A 16,088-nucleotide genomic window follows, 5' to 3' on the forward strand; every position below is an offset into this window, starting at 1 on the left:
GGATCAGCGACCGCCCGGCTTGAAGCTCTGCAAGGTGGTAAGAATATCGGTCGATATGCCAACCGATGACGCGCTGCCGAGCAGCAACGAGGCGATTGACGCCGGGCTGCTCGCAGTCGGATTGTTCATTTCATACATGGCTGTGAAGCGCGAAATGAGTTTCGACACGTAATCGGGATCAGACATTTTGGAAAAGTCGATCTTGGCCTCAAGCATCTTCGCCTGCTTGTCGACATCAGCATTCGACATGGTCGCAGGCCAGCCGAAAATCGTCTGCACGGTGGTCAGCAAAGCCTTGTCGCCGAGGATTTCATAGGCATTGGTGATGTTCGAAGCCTTGCGCTCGAAATAGAGCGCCAGACGCACGCCTTCGTTCTGCCCGCCCGCTTCGGTCTCAAGTGTCTGGCGCAGATATTTGTCCACGACACCTTGCTGCACATCGGTGCTTTGGGTCGCCTCGGCGCCCTTGCCCGCAAAGTCGAAAACGGTCGCGAATTCCTTGTACCGCTTGTCGGTCAGCTTGTTGGCCATGGCGTCATCGCTGGTGACGCCTTCTGTCAGAATCTTGCGCACGAAGGCCTTGGCATAGGCCATGTCTTCCAGACCGAACGCCTTCATCGCATAATTGAAAAGACGGGTATCCGACATGAAATCGTCGATCGATTTCACATTGCCGATGTTTTCCTGGAAATACGCTGTTTCCCGAGACACTACCGGTTCTTTCGAAACGCGCTGCAAAGACCGCGTCATATCCGACGCGATCAGGCGATAGCTCGTCATCGTATCGACCATGTGCATAACCCCCTGCTGATAGTTCCATCCTTTATGCGAGACCAAGCTTGTCCGAAGCTGATGAAGCTCGGTGACCGTCGGGCGATCATCGGCAAGTTTCGCGCAAGCCGCGCTGCCTATGTTTGATTCAACGAACTATTCTGCGGGAGTCTCGGGCTTTGGGCATTATCATTGGTCTCGCCATCACACTGGGCTGTATGCTGGGTGGCTTTATCGCCATGGGCGGACATGTCAGCGTGCTCATCCAGCCTTGGGAATTCGTCATCATTCTGGGCGCGGCGCTCGGCACGTTCTTCGTTGCCAATCCGTTTTCGCTGGTGAAGGATACCGGCCGCGCCTGCATGGAAGCGTTCAGCAACGCCGTGCCCAAGCAGCGCGATTATCTCGACCTTCTGGGCCTGCTCTACAGCCTGATGCGAGAATTGCGCGCCAAGTCGCGCAATGAAGTCGAAGTCCATATCGACAATCCCAAGGAATCGCCGATCTTTCAGGCCTATCCGAGTGTTCTGAAAAACGAAGATCTCACCCACTTCATTTGCGATTATTGCCGCCTCATCATTGTCGGCAATGTGCGCTCGCACGAAATCGAAGCGCTGATGGACGAGGAAATCCACACCATCGCCCGCGACAAGCTGAAGCCCTATCAGGCCATGGTCACGATCTCGGAAGCCCTGCCAGCGCTTGGCATCGTTGCCGCTGTTCTCGGCGTTATCAAGGCCATGGGCGCGCTGGACCAGTCGCCGGAAGTGCTCGGTCACCTGATCGGTGCGGCCCTTGTCGGCACCTTCGCCGGTATCTTCTTTTCCTACGGTGTTGTCGGCCCCATCGCGACGAAGATCAAATCGACCCGCGAGAAGAAGAACCGTCTTTATGTCGTCGTGAAGCAGACGCTGCTTGCCTATATGAACGGCTCGCTGCCACAGATCGCCGTGGAATACGGACGCAAGACCATCTCCGCTTACGACCGCCCGACCATCGATGTGGTCGAGCAGGAGACCATGGCGAGCGCGCCGACACAGCAGGCCGCATAAGATGACAACGTCCGAAACGGCCCCCGAATCGACCCTTGAAGCGACCACGTCGGAACAACACCGCAAGAATGACGTGCTGGCCGACAATCTGCTGCGCGCAGCCGGATTGTCCGGCGACGATCTGAAGTCGCTTGCCCATGTGTTCAAGGATGCCTCCACGCATTTCTGCGAGCGCTTGAAGCATGGTTGCGCAGCGGCTTTTGAAGTTGAGACCGGTGCGGTGGAAAGCGCGGACGACGCGGCTTTCTCCGCCATTCTCGACAGCGCAGCCATCATTGCGCCGCTCAAGGTGGAACGCTGGGGCTCGACACTTTATCTGACTGTGGATGCGCCGCTGGTCTTCTCGATCATCGAAGCCATGTATGGCGCACAGGGTAATCTCGGCAATGTTGACGTCGAGCGCCCGTTCGGCATGGTCGAACACAAGATTTCCGCCCTTCTCGCCGGTCATCTCGCCGGTGCGCTGGATCAGGTGTTCAATACGGGCGCCCTGTCGGGCTGGGTGGGTAGCGCGCAGTCGATGTTCGCCGCCGGCGAATGCGTCGACATCGCTGAATTCGACCGCACCAATTTCGAACGCTCGCGTCTTTTCGCCTGCCGGATCGATGTGACGGCTGCAGGCAAGACCGGACAGGTGCATCTTCTGCTGCCACGCAGCACCCACAAGCCGATGCAGGACGCCGTCGCCGCTTTTCTGCGCCGCCCCATGAATCAGGCCGATCCGACCTGGGCCAAGAAACTGCGCAATGAAGTCAGCCGCGCCCGCATCGAGCTTGAAGCCTTTATTCAGCAAGGTTCGATGACGCTGGACGCGCTGTCCAAACTGGAAATCGGACAGGTGTTGAAGCTGCCTGCCGACGCCATGGAGCAGGTGCGTCTGCGCGCTGGCAACCAGCAGCTTTTCAAATGCTCGCTCGGCAAGTCGGGCATTCATTTCACAGTCAAGGTCGGCGACCCGGTCAATCAGGAAGAGGATTTCATCGATGAGCTTGTTGCTGGCTAATATTCTTTCCACGCTGATGGCTCTTGCTTCGCTGGGCGCGCTGATCGTGGTCGGTCGCAAGGCCAATGAAACGATCAAGCTCGGCAAGGTGCTGGCGCTGCGCGTCGCGGCTGCCTCCAATGGTCTGGAACGCGCCGTGAAGGCGATCCAGAGCGAGCGCACCGATCTTGTCGACGAGAATGTGAAGCTGGAAGCCCGCCTTGGCGAAACGCAGCGCGTGCGTCGCGAGATGGAAGAAGCCATCGAAGAGCTGAACCGCTTGCGCAAGGCGCTGACCCGCGACATGCGCGAAGCGCGCACCGTCGCCGACAGTGCCGTTCGCAACCGCGAACCAGTCGTCGAGCAAAAAGAAAAGAATGCGCTGCCGGTGTTCGTGCATCGCGCGGTCCGCAAGGCAACCGTTGAAATTGCGGGGCAGGCATGAGCGCTGACAACAAGGACAAGAACATGCAGCAGGAACTGGACGAAGCCATCGAGGAACTGCGCGAAGATAAGCCGCGTAGCGCACAGAAAGGTGCTTCCAAGCCCAATCTCGAACTCATCATGGGTATTCCCGTTGATGTGCAGGTGGTTCTCGGCGGCACGACCATGCCGGTGGCCAATCTGATGAAGCTCGGTCGCGGCGCGGTGATCACCCTCGACAAGCAGATCGGTGATCCGGTCGATATCGTCGTGAACGGACGCGTGATCGCACGCGGTGAAGTCATCGTGCTCGAAGACGATTCTTCGCGTTTCGGCGTCAGCCTCACCGAAATCATCGGCAAGTAACGGAACGGCCCGGACATCTCCATGACCGACAAAGAGCAGCAAAACCTCGCTGAAGAAAGCGCCAGCGGCATCATCGATACGCTGAGCGGCGCGCAAAAGGCAGCAGCCATTCTTGTGGCCATCGGCCGCCCGGCTGCGTCACGCCTTCTCAAGCATTTCAGCGCCGAGGATCTGCGCAAGCTTGCCGGTCATGCCCGCACGCTGGACCCGATCTCGCCGCTGGATTTCGAACAGCTCGTGAAGGAGTTCGAGGACTCGTTCGCCGAGGGCGCGCCGGTTTCGGAAGCCGGGCAACGCTTCGAAGGCTTGCTGCGCGATACGCTGCCACAGGAAGAAGTGGATGCCGTGTTCGAAGAACGCGTGCAGCCGCAGCTGGTGCAGGAATCGGTCTGGGTGCAGCTGGGTCGCCTGCCGGTCGACAGCCTGCAAGCCTATCTGGCCGACCAGCATCCGCAGATCATCGCCTTTATCGTCTCCAAATTGCCGTCAGACCTTGCCGCGCGCCTGTTTGTCGCCTTGCCGCCGCAACTGCGCAATGCCGTGGTCCAGCGTTCGCTGCATATCGGCAATGTCGCGCCCGCCGCAGCCGAGCTGCTGGAAGATGTGCTGCGCCGCGATCTTCTGGGCCGCAGCGATTCCGGTCCGGTCAAAGCCCATCACGGCCAGATTGCCAATATCTTCAATCAGCTCGACAAGAGCGAGATGGAAGAACTGATGGCAAGCCTTGAGGATCTCAACCGCGACGATCTCAATCGCATCAAGGCCAAGCTCTTCACCTTCGAAGATATCGAGCGCCTGTCGCAACGCGCGCGCCTGCTGCTCTTCGATGAAGTGCAGACCGAACAGATCGCAACGGCGCTGCGTGGCGCAGACGCGAAGCTTCAGGAACTCGTTCTGTCCTCGCTCTCCACCCGTGGCCGCCGCATGGTCGAAACGGAGCTTGGCGCCGAGCAGGGCAATATCACTGCCCAGAATATCGCCGACGCACGCCGCACGATTTCGCGCATTGCCATTGATCTTTCCGAGCGCGGCATCATCACCCTCGACGCGAACGAAGCTTCTGCCTGAGGCCGGTGTGACGCATGGCGGACGATACCGATAAGGAAAGCAAAACAGAAGAAGCGACCGAGCAGAAGATCCGCGACGCTTTGGACAAGGGCAACATGCCCTTCTCCCGCGAAACGCCGATCCTCGCTGGCGTCGCCTCGTTTCTGGTCATCGCCGTCTTTGTCGCCGCTCCCGCCACGACAAAGCTTGCCATGTTCCTGCGCGAACTGATCGACCGTCCCGAGGACTGGGTTCTCAACAGCGCGGAAGACGCAAGCCGCCTGTTCAGCGTACTGGCGCTGGCTGTTGGCGCAGCACTCGTCCCCGTCTTCATCATCATTCCGCTGGCAGGCATCGCCTCATCGGTCTTCCAGAACGCGCCACGCATTGTCGGCGAGCGCATTCGCCCGCAGGCTTCGCGCATTTCGCCGCTCAAGGGATGGCAGCGCATTTTCGGGCGCAGCGGTCAGGTGGAATTTCTGAAATCGGTGGCAAAGTTTCTCGCCGCCAGCCTCATCGTGTTCATCGTCTTCTTTCAGGGCAACAGCCTGTTCACGGATGCAGTTGCGACCGAACCGAGCGCCCTGCCGGAATTCCTGCGTGAAAACATGGTGCGCCTTCTGGTCGCCAATGTGCTGGCCATTACAGCCATCGCGGCCTTCGACCTTGCCTGGTCGCGCATCCACTGGCGGCAGGAACTGCGCATGACGCGGCAGGAAGTCAAAGACGAGCTGAAACAGTCGGAAGGCGATCCACTTGTCAAATCGCGCCTGCGCTCACTGGGACGTGATCGCGCCCGCCGCCGTATGATCAGCGCCGTGCCGACCGCCACGTTGATTGTCGCAAATCCGACGCATTTCTCCGTAGCACTGCGCTACAAGCCGAACGAAGACGCCGCACCGGTCGTCGTTGCAAAGGGGCAGGATCTGATCGCGCTCAAGATAAGAGAAGTGGCCGCCCAGCACTCGATACCAGTCTTCGAGGACGTGCCTCTGGCGCGCGCACTTTATAAACAGGTGAATGTCGACCAGATGATCGCACCGGAATTCTATAAAGCCGTTGCCGAACTCATCCGCATCATCAATACGCGGCATACAGTACACTAATGGTATAGCTATGACTTTGCCCTATTCCCAAATATTATTGGCCTGTTCTCAACGATCGATGGTGACACGATGAAGAGTCTGCAATTTTCCAACGAACGTGAAGCGATCATCGCCGAGAACCTGCATGAAGTGGTGACGGAGCTGCGTCTCGTCGATCCAGCTGATTACATTGCCTTCATCCGCTGCGAGCTTTTTGCCAATATTGCAGATGTTGTCAGCTCTGCGACAGAGCTTTATTTCTTTCCCGGTACGCTGGAACTAGGCCATGGCGGCGACTATCGCTGCGACTGGCAATCACCACCTTCTGTCGTGCTGGATATGGAATTCCGCAATCAGGGCGTCTATGCCTATTTCCGCCTGATCCTGACGGACAAAACGGCTGGCGTGGAGTTGAACCACATCACCTTTGAAGACGCAGATCAGGACCCCGCAAACAACACGGCGCGCCTGCGAAACGCTTTCCGCGAAGCCAGACTGCCCCTGAAGAAGCGGGCTTAAAGCATTTCCAGCAAAAGTGCGAAGCGGTTTTGCGCGGGACAATGCGGGCTTGAAAAATGACACCGGACGCGAGCAAACGCATCCGGTGTCATCAAGCAGTTTAAGCGGCTAGTTTATTTCCAGCGGGGCTGGGCGCCCCGCGTTTGAAAATGCAATTAGTAAAACAAAGTAAATCAAAATAGTCAGCGCTTCCGGTCTATCCGGACGCATCTTGACCGGCCCGTCACCGAGCCGGCAATTGCTGAATTACATAAGATGCTCAGTGCCCGGCATTTCAATAATGCCAAGCGACAGAGCGGTCGCCACAGCCGACGTGCGGTTGGAGCAATTCAGCTTGATTTTCGCGTTTTGCAGATAGGTCACCACCGTCCAGCGGGCGATGCTGAGAATATCAGCGATCTCGCCGTCGGTCTTGCCATTGGCCGCCCAGCGCAGGCAATCCACCTCGCGCGGTGTGAGCAGGCTTGCCACCGAGCTGGCGTCCTTATGGCCGCACAACGCATTGTGGATCACGCCAGACACGCTGAGCAGACGCGGACGCAGCTTGGTCACAAATTGCTCACGATCCTCGTCCTTGTCGATCTCGAACGAGAACAGCGTGCAGCCGGAAGCGCCTTTGGGATTGCGCGCGGAAACAGCAATGAAAATATTGCCGAGCCCGTGCTTTTCAGCGTCCTGCAGCAGTTCCGCAACCGATGGGCAGATATTGGCGTCTTCCTGCAGATCATGCACGATACCGCTGCCGTCGTTGGAGAAATAGGGCGCATCTTCCTGGAAGATCGGATCAATGGCGAAATAGTTCTTCGTCGAATAGCGCGCCGACCAGGCGGTCGGAACGGTCATCACCAGCGTCAGATCGTTGGAATTGAGCTTGGCACACTCATTCATGCGGCCACGATAGGCGTGCATGATGTGCCGGCAGCCGACTTCATCGCGGATGCGGGTCAAAAGTGTGAGCGTATCGCTCTGAAATGCTGCTCCGAAAAAAGTCTTCTTGAAATTTGGAAAATGAATCAGGTCAAGAGTCATGCGAAATATCCTTAAGAATCAAGCCGCTTAAGCTTTCGGTCCGTCGCCTTATGTCCTGCTGGCGACTATGTTTCGAATCGCGCCCGACAAACTGCTTAATTGTTTATAAGTGACAAAAAAAATACGCCTCATGGCAACTCGCAATTATTGTGCCGCAAGTTGTTACACACAAGAACAGAGTGAAAATAAGGCACAGTTTCAAAAAGCTTGTTCCCAATTGGAACAAATACGCCCTTAACTAGTCTTGCCGTAAGCCCTGAAGAAGAAATCCACCGCCGTTTCCACATTTTTGCGGATGGCTTCGTCTGATGGCTCGTCGGCAATCACACCGAAGAGACGCGGGCGATAAAGCCCGGCCAGAAACAAATCGGAGAGCTGGTAGGCGACCCGATCGACGTCGAACGGCTCCAGAACGCCATCCTCGATCATCTTCTCCAGATAGACGGCCATGGCGACCAGACTGCGCTTCGGACCCCGGTCATAGAAACGGGCGGAAAGCTCCGGCTTGCGCTCGCTGACGCCCAGAACGATGCGCTGCGCGCGAATGGCGGTCGAAGACGTAATCAACGTCACCAGCGCAATACCGAACTCCGTCAGTTCCTCGCGATTGGAGAAACCATTGTCCAGCTTGCCGATCAGGGTGCTGAACATGGTGTGGCGGTAGTGTTCGCACAAAGCGACGAACAGGTCTTCCTTGCTGTTAAAATAGACGTAGATCGTGCCCTTCGACACGCCCGCTTCACGGGTAATATCGTTCATGCTGGCAGCGTCGAAGCCCATGCGCAGGAATACGCTTTGCGCGCCTTCCAGTATCTGGCTGCGCTTTGCGGGGTCCTGACCGGCGCCAAGCCGCGTGCGTCCGCATTCGGTTTCAGGCGCACATGCGAGCGTACTGGCTTTGAACTTTTCGGACTTTGCCAGCTTTTCGGATTTTGAGCCCGTCTTGACGAAATTGGCCGCAACTTCACCCGCATCATGCCGATCCAGATCAGGCGTGGTGAGCGTATCGGGGCTTCCTTCGGTATGCCGTTCGGGCTTCATATCACTAAACTCTTATACTTTTTTCGAACCGAGCGGTTCGATATCACTTGATATGCGCATCTTATTGGATTATGTCAACATCGAACCGAGCGGTTCAATCCACTGGATGTGCAGAAAGTTTCTCCTATGACTGCCAAGAAGTCTGTAGATCAGGCCGATATTCGCCAGTTTCCGACGGCCAAAGCCTTCACGCCGGACGAAGCTCCGGCGACAAACGATGCACCGCAGAACGAGAGAACGCAGCCCCACGCTGTACCCAATGCGCGTCCACAGGAGACGCCGCATAAGGAAACCGTGAAAGGTGGCGAGAAAAAGGGCTTCGGCAAGCGCGTTGTGCTGCCGGGTGTTTTGATCGTCGCTGTGGCCGCGGGCCTTTGGTATGGCTATAATTATTGGACCGTAGGCCGTTTCATGGTTTCGACCGACGACGCCTATGTACAGGGCGATATCGCGTCCATTGCACCGAAAGTTACGGGCTATATCGACAATATTCCGGTCGTCGCCAACCAGCATGTCAAGGCTGGCGATGTGATCTTCCAGCTTGATTCCGGCGATTATCAGATCGCACTCGATGAGACGGAAGCCAAGCTTTCCACGCAAAAGGAAACGCTGGCCCGCATCGTCGCGCAGACGACCGCAGCCCAGGCTACCGAGCAGCAGGCTGAAGCCCAGAAGCAGGCGGCAAGCGCCGTCCTGACCAATGCGCAGTCCACCTTGACGCGCGTGCAGAAACTGCACGACACGCGTTTTGTCGCTCAGGCCGATCTCGACACGGCCCAGTCGTCGCTCGACCAGGCACGCGCCAATGTCGCAAGCGCCGATGCGCAGATCGCTTCTGCCAAGGCGAATATCGCCGTTCTCAATGCGCAGTATAAAGAAACCGACAGCGGCACGAAATCGCTAGAACTTGCTCGTGACAAAGCGGCCCGTGATTTGGCCTTCACTACATTACGCGCACCGTTTGACGGCGTGGTCGGCAATCTCTCCGGCAAGAAGGGCGACCTCGTATCCGCCGGTCAGAAGATCGCAGCACTTGTGCCGGTCGGTCAGCTCTATATCGACGCCAATTACAAGGAAACGCAGCTCGCCCATATCAAGACCGGCGAGACGGCGCATATCTATGTCGACGCCATCGACGGTACCAAGTTTGACGGCAAGGTCGTTTCGGTTGCCCCGGCATCCGGCGCGGTGTTCTCGCTTCTGCCGCCGGAAAACGCGACCGGCAACTTCACCAAGGTGGTGCAGCGCGTGCCGGTCCGTATCGCCATTCCGCAGGATGCGCTGGACTCCGGCAAAATCCGTGCAGGTCTGAGCGTTGTGGTGGACATCGATACGCGTACCGCCCCTGAAGACAAGCCGAACTAACAGTTCGACGATACGACTGTCGCAAGGATAAGCAGCGGCGCGGCTTTTTTGTTCCGCGCCGCCTTCTCTTCCAGAGCGGTTCCTGTTTTACGGAATCGTCAGAACCGCTCTCGTTATTTTTACGCATTATCCAACGCAAAACCGCTTCGCACTTTTGCTGGAAATGCTTCATTCCGGAGTGCGCCGTCATGGCCGCAGACACGACAATGGGGCCTATGGCCCCGGCGGATGACCGCATCGACCCCAAAAAGGCTGTCGCCTTTCTGGCCATGGTCTTCGGCATGTTCATGGCGATTCTCGACATCCAGATCGTCTCGGCATCCCTTTCCGAAATTCAGGCAGGACTGAGCGCCAGCTCCGACGAAATCTCGTGGGTGCAGACGTCCTATCTGATCGCGGAAGTCATCATGATCCCGCTGTCCGGCTTCCTCGGGCGGCTCTTGTCGACGCGCGTGCTGTTTACGCTTTCGGCGGCGGGCTTCACACTGGCCAGCATGCTCTGCGCCACCGCGACGAACATCGATCAGATGATCGTCTATCGCGCCATTCAGGGCTTCATCGGCGGCGGCATGATCCCCAGCGTGTTCGCGGCAGCTTTCACCATCTTCCCGCCGTCCAAGCGTTCCATCGTCTCGCCGATGATCGGCCTTGTGGCCACGCTTGCACCGACCATCGGCCCGACAGTCGGCGGCTATCTCAGCCACGCCTTTTCCTGGCACTGGCTTTTTCTGGTCAATGTCGGCCCCGGCATTCTGGTCACCATCGCCGCCTGGAACCTGATCGACTTCGACGAAGGCGACAGCTCGCTTCTGAGCAAGTTCGACTGGTGGGGCCTTGTCGGCATGGCTGCTTTCCTCGGCTCCATGGAATATGTGCTGGAAGAAGGCCCGCGCAACGACTGGCTTCAGGATCAGGCCATCTTCATCCTGACCATCGTCATGACGGTCGGCGGCATCGTGTTCTTCTATCGAGCCTTCACATCCGAAGAACCCATCGTGGATCTGCGTGCCTTCAAGAACGTCAATTTCGCGTTCGGCTCGCTGTTTTCCTTCGTCATGGGCGTCGGGCTTTACGGCCTCACCTATCTCTATCCGCTCTATCTCGCCAGCGTGCGCGGCTATGATGCGTTGCAGATCGGCGAAGCGCTGTTCGTCAGCGGTCTTGCCATGTTCATGACCGCGCCGGTTGCGGGCTTCCTGTCCAATCGCATGGACCCGCGCCTGATGATGATGATCGGCTTCCTCGGCTTTGCCGCAGGTACGTGGATGGTCACCGGCCTGACCGCCGACTGGGATTTCCACGAATTGCTGCTCCCGCAGATCCTGCGCGGCTGTTCGCTGATGCTGTGCATGGTGCCGATCAACAATCTGGCGCTGGGCACACTGCCGCCTGCCCTGCTGAAGAACGCCTCCGGCCTCTTCAACCTGACGCGTAACCTCGGCGGCGCTGTCGGCCTTGCCGTCATCAACACCATCCTGACGCGCCGCGGCGACATGCATTATGACCGGCTTGCCGAACATGTGCGCTGGGGCAATGCGGAAGCCGAGCAGATGGTCGCCAATCTGACGGCGAAATACAATGCCGCCGGTCTCGACGGCCCCACCATCGCAATCGCCAAATTGTCGGGCATGGTCCGGCAACAGGCGACGCTCCTGTCCTTCATCGACGTGTTCTTCATCCTGACGATGATGTTCTGCTCGCTGGCCGTCTGCGCCATCCTGTTGCGCAAGCCCAAGCAAGCGGGCGGTGGCGGCGGCGGTGGGCACTAACCCATCCGGCGGATCGGAAAAGACACCCTGAAAGCATCCTCCTAAGCTTTCATACGAAACCCGAAAGGTTCATAAGCCTTTCGGGTTTTTTCGTTTGAAGGGATGGAAAACACAACCACGCCGCGAGCAGGCAAATCCTTGTCGTAGCGGGAACAGCTTCCGTTCAAAATGTGACAACCGCGAAACTTCTGTCACATTTCTTGTCATAAAAATGCCCCTTCCCCACAGGGATGAATTGCTAAGCTACTGAAAACGTGTTTCACTTTCTGCTGTTGGCAATTTGTGACAAGCAGCAAACTGTCATCCAACCGTCATGTCGGGCGGGTAACGGGTAGGCGGGCTCCGGAATTGGCCGGGGGCTTTCGTCGACCTATATTAGGGGAGTCAAACAATGCTTAGCTATACAGCGCGTCTGCTGTCGCTTTCGACCGCTATCGCCGTTGCCGGAGTTTCCATCGCCGCTGCCGCGCCGTCCGCCGAACTGATCGCTGCAGCCAAGGCAGAAGGCGAACTGACCACCATCGCACTCCCGCACGACTGGTGCGGCTATGGCGAAATCATTCAGAGCTTCAAGGACAAGTATGGCCTCAAGGTCAACGAACTGAACCCGGATGCCGGTTCGGGCGATGAAATTGAAGCCATCAAGGCTAACAAGGACAATAAGGGCCCGCAGGCTCCGGACGTCATCGACGTCGGCTTTGCTTTCGGCACCTCGGCCAAGAAAGACGGCCTGATCCAGCCTTACAAGGTTTCGACCTGGGACGAAATTCCGGATAGCGCCAAGGATGCCGAAGGCTACTGGTACGGCGACTATTACGGCGTTCTGGCCTTCGAAGTGAACAAGGACATCATCAAGGACGCTCCGCAGGATTGGGCTGACCTCCTTAAGAGCGACTATGCCAATTCCGTTTCGCTCGCTGGCGATCCGCGCGTTTCGGCACAAGCGATCCTCGGCGTTCACGCTGCCGGTATTGCTGCTGGCGCAGAACCAGGCGAAGCCGCTGGCAAGAAAGGCCTCGAATTCTTCAAGGACCTGAATGCAAAGGGCAACTTCGTTCCGGTTATCGGCAAGGCCGCATCGCTGGCACAGGGCTCGACGCCAATCGTCATCCGTTGGGATTACAACGCGCTCGCCGACCGCGACACGCTGAAGGGCAACCCGGAAGTCGACACCATCATCCCGAAGACGGGCGTGATTGCCGGCGTCTATGTGCAGGCCATCAGCGCCTACGCACCGCATCCGAACGCGGCCAAGCTCTGGATGGAACACATCTATTCGGATGAAGGCCAGATCGGCTATCTGAAGGGCTACTGCCACCCGATCCGCTTCAACGCGATGAGCAAGGCTGGCAAGATCCCGAAGGATCTGCTCGACAAGCTGCCGGACGCTACTGCCTATGAAAAGGCAATCTTCCCGACCCTGGAACAGATTGACGCCGCACAGGCAACGATCACCAAGGAATGGGACAGCGTCGTCGGCGCCAACGTCAAGTAAGCGACTTCGTTCGTTTCTGACGATGGACCTGTGAAAAAGGTGTTGGACCAGCCGGGCATCTCCCGGTTGGTCCAATTCCGATTTTCCCGTTTTTTGGCCTCTACTCGACGGATCTGTCGTGTATCTTGCCTGTTTCCGCATGCAGCGCGTGCGAAACGAACAGCCGAAGAAAGAGCGCATGAGTTCAGTAGCCGATACAGCAGCCCCAGCCAGTCCGGTCGGAAGCGTTCGCAAACGCCGACTACCGTTGACATGGCTTGGCGTGGCGCCGTTTTTCCTCTTCGCCATTCTCTTCCTGATCTGGCCGACGATGTATCTCATCATCGGTGCGTTTCAGGACCCGGCGGGCAATTTCACGCTCCAGAACATCAACGACCTGTTCCAGCCGCAGATCATGAGCGCCTACTGGATTTCGATCAAGGTCAGCCTTGCATCGGCCATCGGTGGCGCAATCATCGGCTTCTTTCTGGCCTGGGCTGTGGTGTTGGGCAATCTGCCGTCATGGCTGCGCCCGACCGTTCTGACCTTCTCCGGTGTGGCGTCCAACTTTGCGGGCGTACCGCTCGCCTTCGCCTTTCTGGCGACACTCGGGCGTACCGGCTTCGTGACGATCCTGCTGCGAGAGTGGTTCGGCTTCAATCTCTATTCGACCGGCTTTAACCTCCTCAGCTTCTTCGGCCTGACGCTGACCTATCTCTTCTTCCAGATCCCGCTGATGGTGCTGATCCTGACGCCAGCGCTGGACGGTCTGAAGAAGGAATGGCGCGAGGCTTCCTCGATCCTCGGCGCAACCAATGCGCAATACTGGCGCATGGTGGCCTTCCCGATCCTGTGGCCAAGCCTGCTCGGCACGACGCTGTTGCTTTTCGCCAATGCCTTCGGCGCTATTGCAACCGCCTATGCGCTGACCGGCTCGTCGCTCAACATCGTGCCGATCCTGCTCTATGCGCAGATCCGCGGTGACGTTCTGCATAACCAGAATCTCGGCTATGCGCTGGCGCTCGGCATGATCGTCATCACCGGAATATCCAACCTGATCTATATCTGGCTGCGTATGCGCGCCGAAAGGTGGCAGCGATGAAAGGCTCGACAGCTCAGAAAATTGGAGCGTGGATCGCCTTCTTCATTGGCGCGGTCTACTTCCTCGTGCCGCTCATCGGCACGTTCGAATTCTCGCTGCGCATGCGGCGCGGCGAATATTCCTTCGACGCCTATCGCGTCGTCTTCACGGACCCGAATTTTCAGGCAACCTTCGGCTATTCGATCCTGCTGGGCATTCTGACCATCATTTTCGGTGTCCTGCTGGTTGTGCCGACCGCCTATTGGGTACGCCTGCGCCTGCCGCAATTGCGCCCGGTGATGGAATTCATCACCCTGATGCCGCTGGTCATTCCGGCCATCGTCATCGTGTTCGGCTATCTGCGCATCTACAACTCGTCTTCGTGGCTGCCGTTCACCGCGTCCACACGCGCAACCGACGTGCTGTTGATGTTTGGCTATATGACCTTGTCGCTGCCCTACATGTATCGCGCGGTTGACACAGCCATGCGCACCATCGACGTGAATACGCTGACGGAAGCCGCCCAGAGCCTTGGTGCAAGCTGGCCCACCATCATGTTCAAGGTCATCTTCCCGAATGTGATTTCGGGCGTGATGAGCGGCGCCTTCATCACCTTCGCCATCGTTATCGGTGAATTCACGCTGGCTTCGCTTCTGAACCGCCCGGCCTTCGGACCCTATCTCCAGCTGGTCGGCGCCAACCGCGCTTACGAACCGTCTGCGCTGGCGATCATTTCGTTTGGCATTACGTGGCTGGCGATCATCATGTTGCAGCTCGTTTCGCGCCTCAATAAATTCAAGACAACCGCCGGGTAACGTTCATGGCTTTTCTCAATATCAAGAACCTGAAAAAGAGCTTCGGCGCCAATACCGTCGTCCACGATTTCAACCTCGCCGTGGAAAAGGGCGAATTCGTCTCCTTCCTCGGGCCATCGGGTTGCGGCAAGACTACCGTGCTGCGAATGATCGCCGGTTTCGAAGATCCGGATAACGGCTCCATCGAGATCAACGGCACCGACGTGGTCGACCTCAAGCCGAACCAGCGCAATATCGGCATGGTGTTTCAGGCCTATGCACTGTTTCCCAACATGACGGTCGCGCAGAACGTTTCGTTCGGCCTGCGCGTTGCCGGCAAGCCGAAGGCGGAAATCGACGCCACGGTGAAGGAAATGCTCGGCCTCATCCGCCTCGACCATCTGGCGGACCGCTATCCCTATCAGATGTCCGGCGGCCAGCAGCAGCGTGTGGCGCTTGCCCGCGCGCTTGCCACCAAGCCGCAGGTGCTGCTGCTCGATGAACCGCTCTCCGCGCTTGATGCCAAGATCCGCATCAGCCTGCGCGAGGAAATCCGCACCATCCAGCAAAAGCTCGGCATCACGACGGTTTTCGTAACGCATGATCAGGAAGAAGCCCTGTCGATCTCGGATCGCATTGTGGTCATGCATGAAGGCCGCGCCGACCAGATCGGCTCGCCTTTCGACATTTACAACCGTCCGGCCTCACGTTTTGTGGCGTCCTTCGTGGGCACGCTCAACATGCTGGAAGCTTCGGTCAGTGAACCGGAGAAGAACGGCATCGACCTCGACGGCCGCATGATCACCGTGCGCGACACGCTTGGCCATCATCCGAAGGGCAAGCCGGTGACACTGGCGCTGCGCCCTGAAGCCATCAGCCTTGAAGCGCGCAAGAGCCACGACACATCGCTGGATGCGACCATCGAAGATGTGCATTTCCTCGGCTCGGTTATCCGCACGCGCGTTGCGCTCGGCAAAAACCGCCTGTCCTTCGACACGTTCAACGATCCGACCCACCCGCCGCCGCAACGCGGCGACAAGGTGACCGTGCATTTCGCGGCACATGATCTGCTGGTGCTGGCAGACTAAGCAACAAAAACCCCGCGCAAGCGGGGTTTTTTATTTTGTCGCTCCGTCGGAAAGATCAGACTACCTTTTCCATTTCCGGCAGCACGGTGAAGAGATCACCGACGAGACCATAATCGGCAACCTGGAAGATCGGTGCTTCTTCGTCCTTATTGATGGCGACGATGACGCGTGAGTCTTTCATGCCTGCCAGATGCTGGATCGC

Annotated in this window: 16 protein-coding genes and 1 pseudogene; 13 read left to right on the plus strand and 4 right to left on the minus strand. The window is 57.9% G+C overall.

The genetic code is table 11. The features are described from left to right. Window positions 1-3: 3 nt before the first annotated feature. Window positions 4-792, minus strand: coding sequence for a DUF1217 domain-containing protein (locus tag FHW03_RS24735; protein WP_182523078.1), 789 nt, complete (start codon window positions 790-792; stop codon window positions 4-6). A 158-nt stretch (window positions 793-950) separates the two neighbouring features. Between FHW03_RS24735 and motA the strand changes: the two genes are divergently transcribed. The 7 genes from motA to FHW03_RS24770 all read left to right on the plus strand — a co-directional run bounded on the left by motA (window position 951) and on the right by FHW03_RS24770 (window position 6,245). Next, entirely contained in the window at window positions 951-1,823 is an 873-nt protein-coding gene (motA, locus tag FHW03_RS24740; protein ID WP_109367899.1) for a flagellar motor stator protein MotA, read from the plus strand. A 1-nt stretch (window position 1,824) separates the two neighbouring features. After that, window positions 1,825-2,826: a FliM/FliN family flagellar motor switch protein gene (locus FHW03_RS24745; RefSeq protein WP_182523079.1), complete on the plus strand. Its 1,002-nt coding sequence runs from the start codon at window positions 1,825-1,827 to the stop codon at window positions 2,824-2,826. After that, complete coding sequence (locus tag FHW03_RS24750; RefSeq protein WP_182523080.1) at window positions 2,807-3,250, plus strand: BAB2_0123 family type IV secretion system effector; 444 nt, start codon at window positions 2,807-2,809, stop codon at window positions 3,248-3,250. The genes FHW03_RS24745 and FHW03_RS24750 overlap by 20 nt, the downstream gene beginning before the upstream one ends. Beyond that, the gene (fliN, locus tag FHW03_RS24755) at window positions 3,247-3,594 is read left to right on the plus strand and encodes a flagellar motor switch protein FliN (protein ID WP_078340853.1); all 348 of its coding nucleotides are present in this window, start codon (window positions 3,247-3,249) and stop codon (window positions 3,592-3,594) included. Before FHW03_RS24750 ends, fliN begins: the two co-directional genes overlap by 4 nt. A 21-nt stretch (window positions 3,595-3,615) precedes the next feature. Then, the gene (locus FHW03_RS24760) at window positions 3,616-4,662 is read left to right on the plus strand and encodes a flagellar motor switch protein FliG (RefSeq protein WP_182523081.1); all 1,047 of its coding nucleotides are present in this window, start codon (window positions 3,616-3,618) and stop codon (window positions 4,660-4,662) included. A gap of 14 nt (window positions 4,663-4,676) precedes the next feature. After that, window positions 4,677-5,747, plus strand: a complete 1,071-nt coding sequence (gene flhB, locus FHW03_RS24765; protein WP_182523082.1) for a flagellar biosynthesis protein FlhB — start codon at window positions 4,677-4,679, stop codon at window positions 5,745-5,747. A gap of 69 nt (window positions 5,748-5,816) precedes the next feature. Continuing rightward, a complete protein-coding gene (locus tag FHW03_RS24770) occupies window positions 5,817-6,245 on the plus strand; it encodes a hypothetical protein (RefSeq protein ID WP_182523083.1) in 429 nt (142 codons plus the stop codon). A 246-nt stretch (window positions 6,246-6,491) separates the two neighbouring features. Here the strand turns inward: FHW03_RS24770 and FHW03_RS24775 are convergent, their stop codons facing one another. Continuing rightward, window positions 6,492-7,274, minus strand: a complete 783-nt coding sequence (locus FHW03_RS24775) for a LuxR family transcriptional regulator (RefSeq protein WP_182523084.1) — start codon at window positions 7,272-7,274, stop codon at window positions 6,492-6,494. Window positions 7,275-7,508: 234 nt separating this feature from the next. Then, window positions 7,509-8,315 (minus strand): TetR/AcrR family transcriptional regulator, encoded by an 807-nt coding sequence (locus FHW03_RS24780; protein WP_182523085.1) that lies wholly within the window; start codon window positions 8,313-8,315, stop codon window positions 7,509-7,511. A gap of 126 nt (window positions 8,316-8,441) precedes the next feature. Here FHW03_RS24780 and FHW03_RS24785 point away from each other — a divergent pair, with 126 nt between their 5' ends. From FHW03_RS24785 to FHW03_RS24810, 6 genes are all read left to right on the plus strand, one after another. Then, window positions 8,442-9,680, plus strand: a complete 1,239-nt coding sequence (locus FHW03_RS24785; RefSeq protein WP_182523086.1) for an HlyD family secretion protein — start codon at window positions 8,442-8,444, stop codon at window positions 9,678-9,680. Between the two features lie 188 nt (window positions 9,681-9,868). Beyond that, window positions 9,869-11,449, plus strand: a complete 1,581-nt coding sequence (locus tag FHW03_RS24790) for a DHA2 family efflux MFS transporter permease subunit (protein ID WP_182523087.1) — start codon at window positions 9,869-9,871, stop codon at window positions 11,447-11,449. Between the two features lie 391 nt (window positions 11,450-11,840). Further along, complete coding sequence (locus tag FHW03_RS24795; RefSeq protein WP_182523088.1) at window positions 11,841-12,944, plus strand: ABC transporter substrate-binding protein; 1,104 nt, start codon at window positions 11,841-11,843, stop codon at window positions 12,942-12,944. A 178-nt stretch (window positions 12,945-13,122) separates the two neighbouring features. Then, entirely contained in the window at window positions 13,123-14,025 is a 903-nt protein-coding gene (locus FHW03_RS24800; protein ID WP_138787279.1) for an ABC transporter permease subunit, read from the plus strand. Further along, on the plus strand, window positions 14,022-14,819 hold the full coding sequence (locus FHW03_RS24805; protein WP_078340844.1) for an ABC transporter permease: 798 nt from the start codon (window positions 14,022-14,024) through the stop codon (window positions 14,817-14,819). Before FHW03_RS24800 ends, FHW03_RS24805 begins: the two co-directional genes overlap by 4 nt. A gap of 5 nt (window positions 14,820-14,824) precedes the next feature. Beyond that, window positions 14,825-15,886, plus strand: a complete 1,062-nt coding sequence (locus FHW03_RS24810) for an ABC transporter ATP-binding protein (RefSeq protein WP_182523089.1) — start codon at window positions 14,825-14,827, stop codon at window positions 15,884-15,886. A 55-nt stretch (window positions 15,887-15,941) separates the two neighbouring features. On the opposite strand, the pseudogene FHW03_RS24815 reads toward FHW03_RS24810, so the two are convergent. After that, window positions 15,942-16,088 (minus strand): annotated as a pseudogene (locus FHW03_RS24815) (electron transfer flavoprotein subunit alpha/FixB family protein); the annotation flags it as partial.

The organism is Ochrobactrum sp. RH2CCR150 (assembly GCA_014138095.1).
In the GTDB taxonomy this organism is placed as follows: Bacteria; Pseudomonadota; Alphaproteobacteria; order Rhizobiales; family Rhizobiaceae; genus Brucella; species Brucella gambitense.

What these genes read in the sequence shown, in the direction of transcription:
- FHW03_RS24735 (WP_182523078.1), bottom strand. Translation starts at nt 792, where the DNA reads ATGGTCGATACGATGACGAGCTATCGCCTGATCGCGTCGGATATGACG.
- FHW03_RS24745 (WP_182523079.1), top strand. Translation starts at nt 1,825, where the DNA reads ATGACAACGTCCGAAACGGCCCCCGAATCGACCCTTGAAGCGACCACG.
- FHW03_RS24750 (WP_182523080.1), top strand. Translation starts at nt 2,807, where the DNA reads ATGAGCTTGTTGCTGGCTAATATTCTTTCCACGCTGATGGCTCTTGCT.
- fliN (WP_078340853.1), top strand. Translation starts at nt 3,247, where the DNA reads ATGAGCGCTGACAACAAGGACAAGAACATGCAGCAGGAACTGGACGAA.
- FHW03_RS24760 (WP_182523081.1), top strand. Translation starts at nt 3,616, where the DNA reads ATGACCGACAAAGAGCAGCAAAACCTCGCTGAAGAAAGCGCCAGCGGC.
- flhB (WP_182523082.1), top strand. Translation starts at nt 4,677, where the DNA reads ATGGCGGACGATACCGATAAGGAAAGCAAAACAGAAGAAGCGACCGAG.
- FHW03_RS24770 (WP_182523083.1), top strand. Translation starts at nt 5,817, where the DNA reads ATGAAGAGTCTGCAATTTTCCAACGAACGTGAAGCGATCATCGCCGAG.
- FHW03_RS24775 (WP_182523084.1), bottom strand. Translation starts at nt 7,274, where the DNA reads ATGACTCTTGACCTGATTCATTTTCCAAATTTCAAGAAGACTTTTTTC.
- FHW03_RS24780 (WP_182523085.1), bottom strand. Translation starts at nt 8,315, where the DNA reads ATGAAGCCCGAACGGCATACCGAAGGAAGCCCCGATACGCTCACCACG.
- FHW03_RS24785 (WP_182523086.1), top strand. Translation starts at nt 8,442, where the DNA reads ATGACTGCCAAGAAGTCTGTAGATCAGGCCGATATTCGCCAGTTTCCG.
- FHW03_RS24790 (WP_182523087.1), top strand. Translation starts at nt 9,869, where the DNA reads ATGGCCGCAGACACGACAATGGGGCCTATGGCCCCGGCGGATGACCGC.
- FHW03_RS24795 (WP_182523088.1), top strand. Translation starts at nt 11,841, where the DNA reads ATGCTTAGCTATACAGCGCGTCTGCTGTCGCTTTCGACCGCTATCGCC.
- FHW03_RS24800 (WP_138787279.1), top strand. Translation starts at nt 13,123, where the DNA reads ATGAGTTCAGTAGCCGATACAGCAGCCCCAGCCAGTCCGGTCGGAAGC.
- FHW03_RS24805 (WP_078340844.1), top strand. Translation starts at nt 14,022, where the DNA reads ATGAAAGGCTCGACAGCTCAGAAAATTGGAGCGTGGATCGCCTTCTTC.
- FHW03_RS24810 (WP_182523089.1), top strand. Translation starts at nt 14,825, where the DNA reads ATGGCTTTTCTCAATATCAAGAACCTGAAAAAGAGCTTCGGCGCCAAT.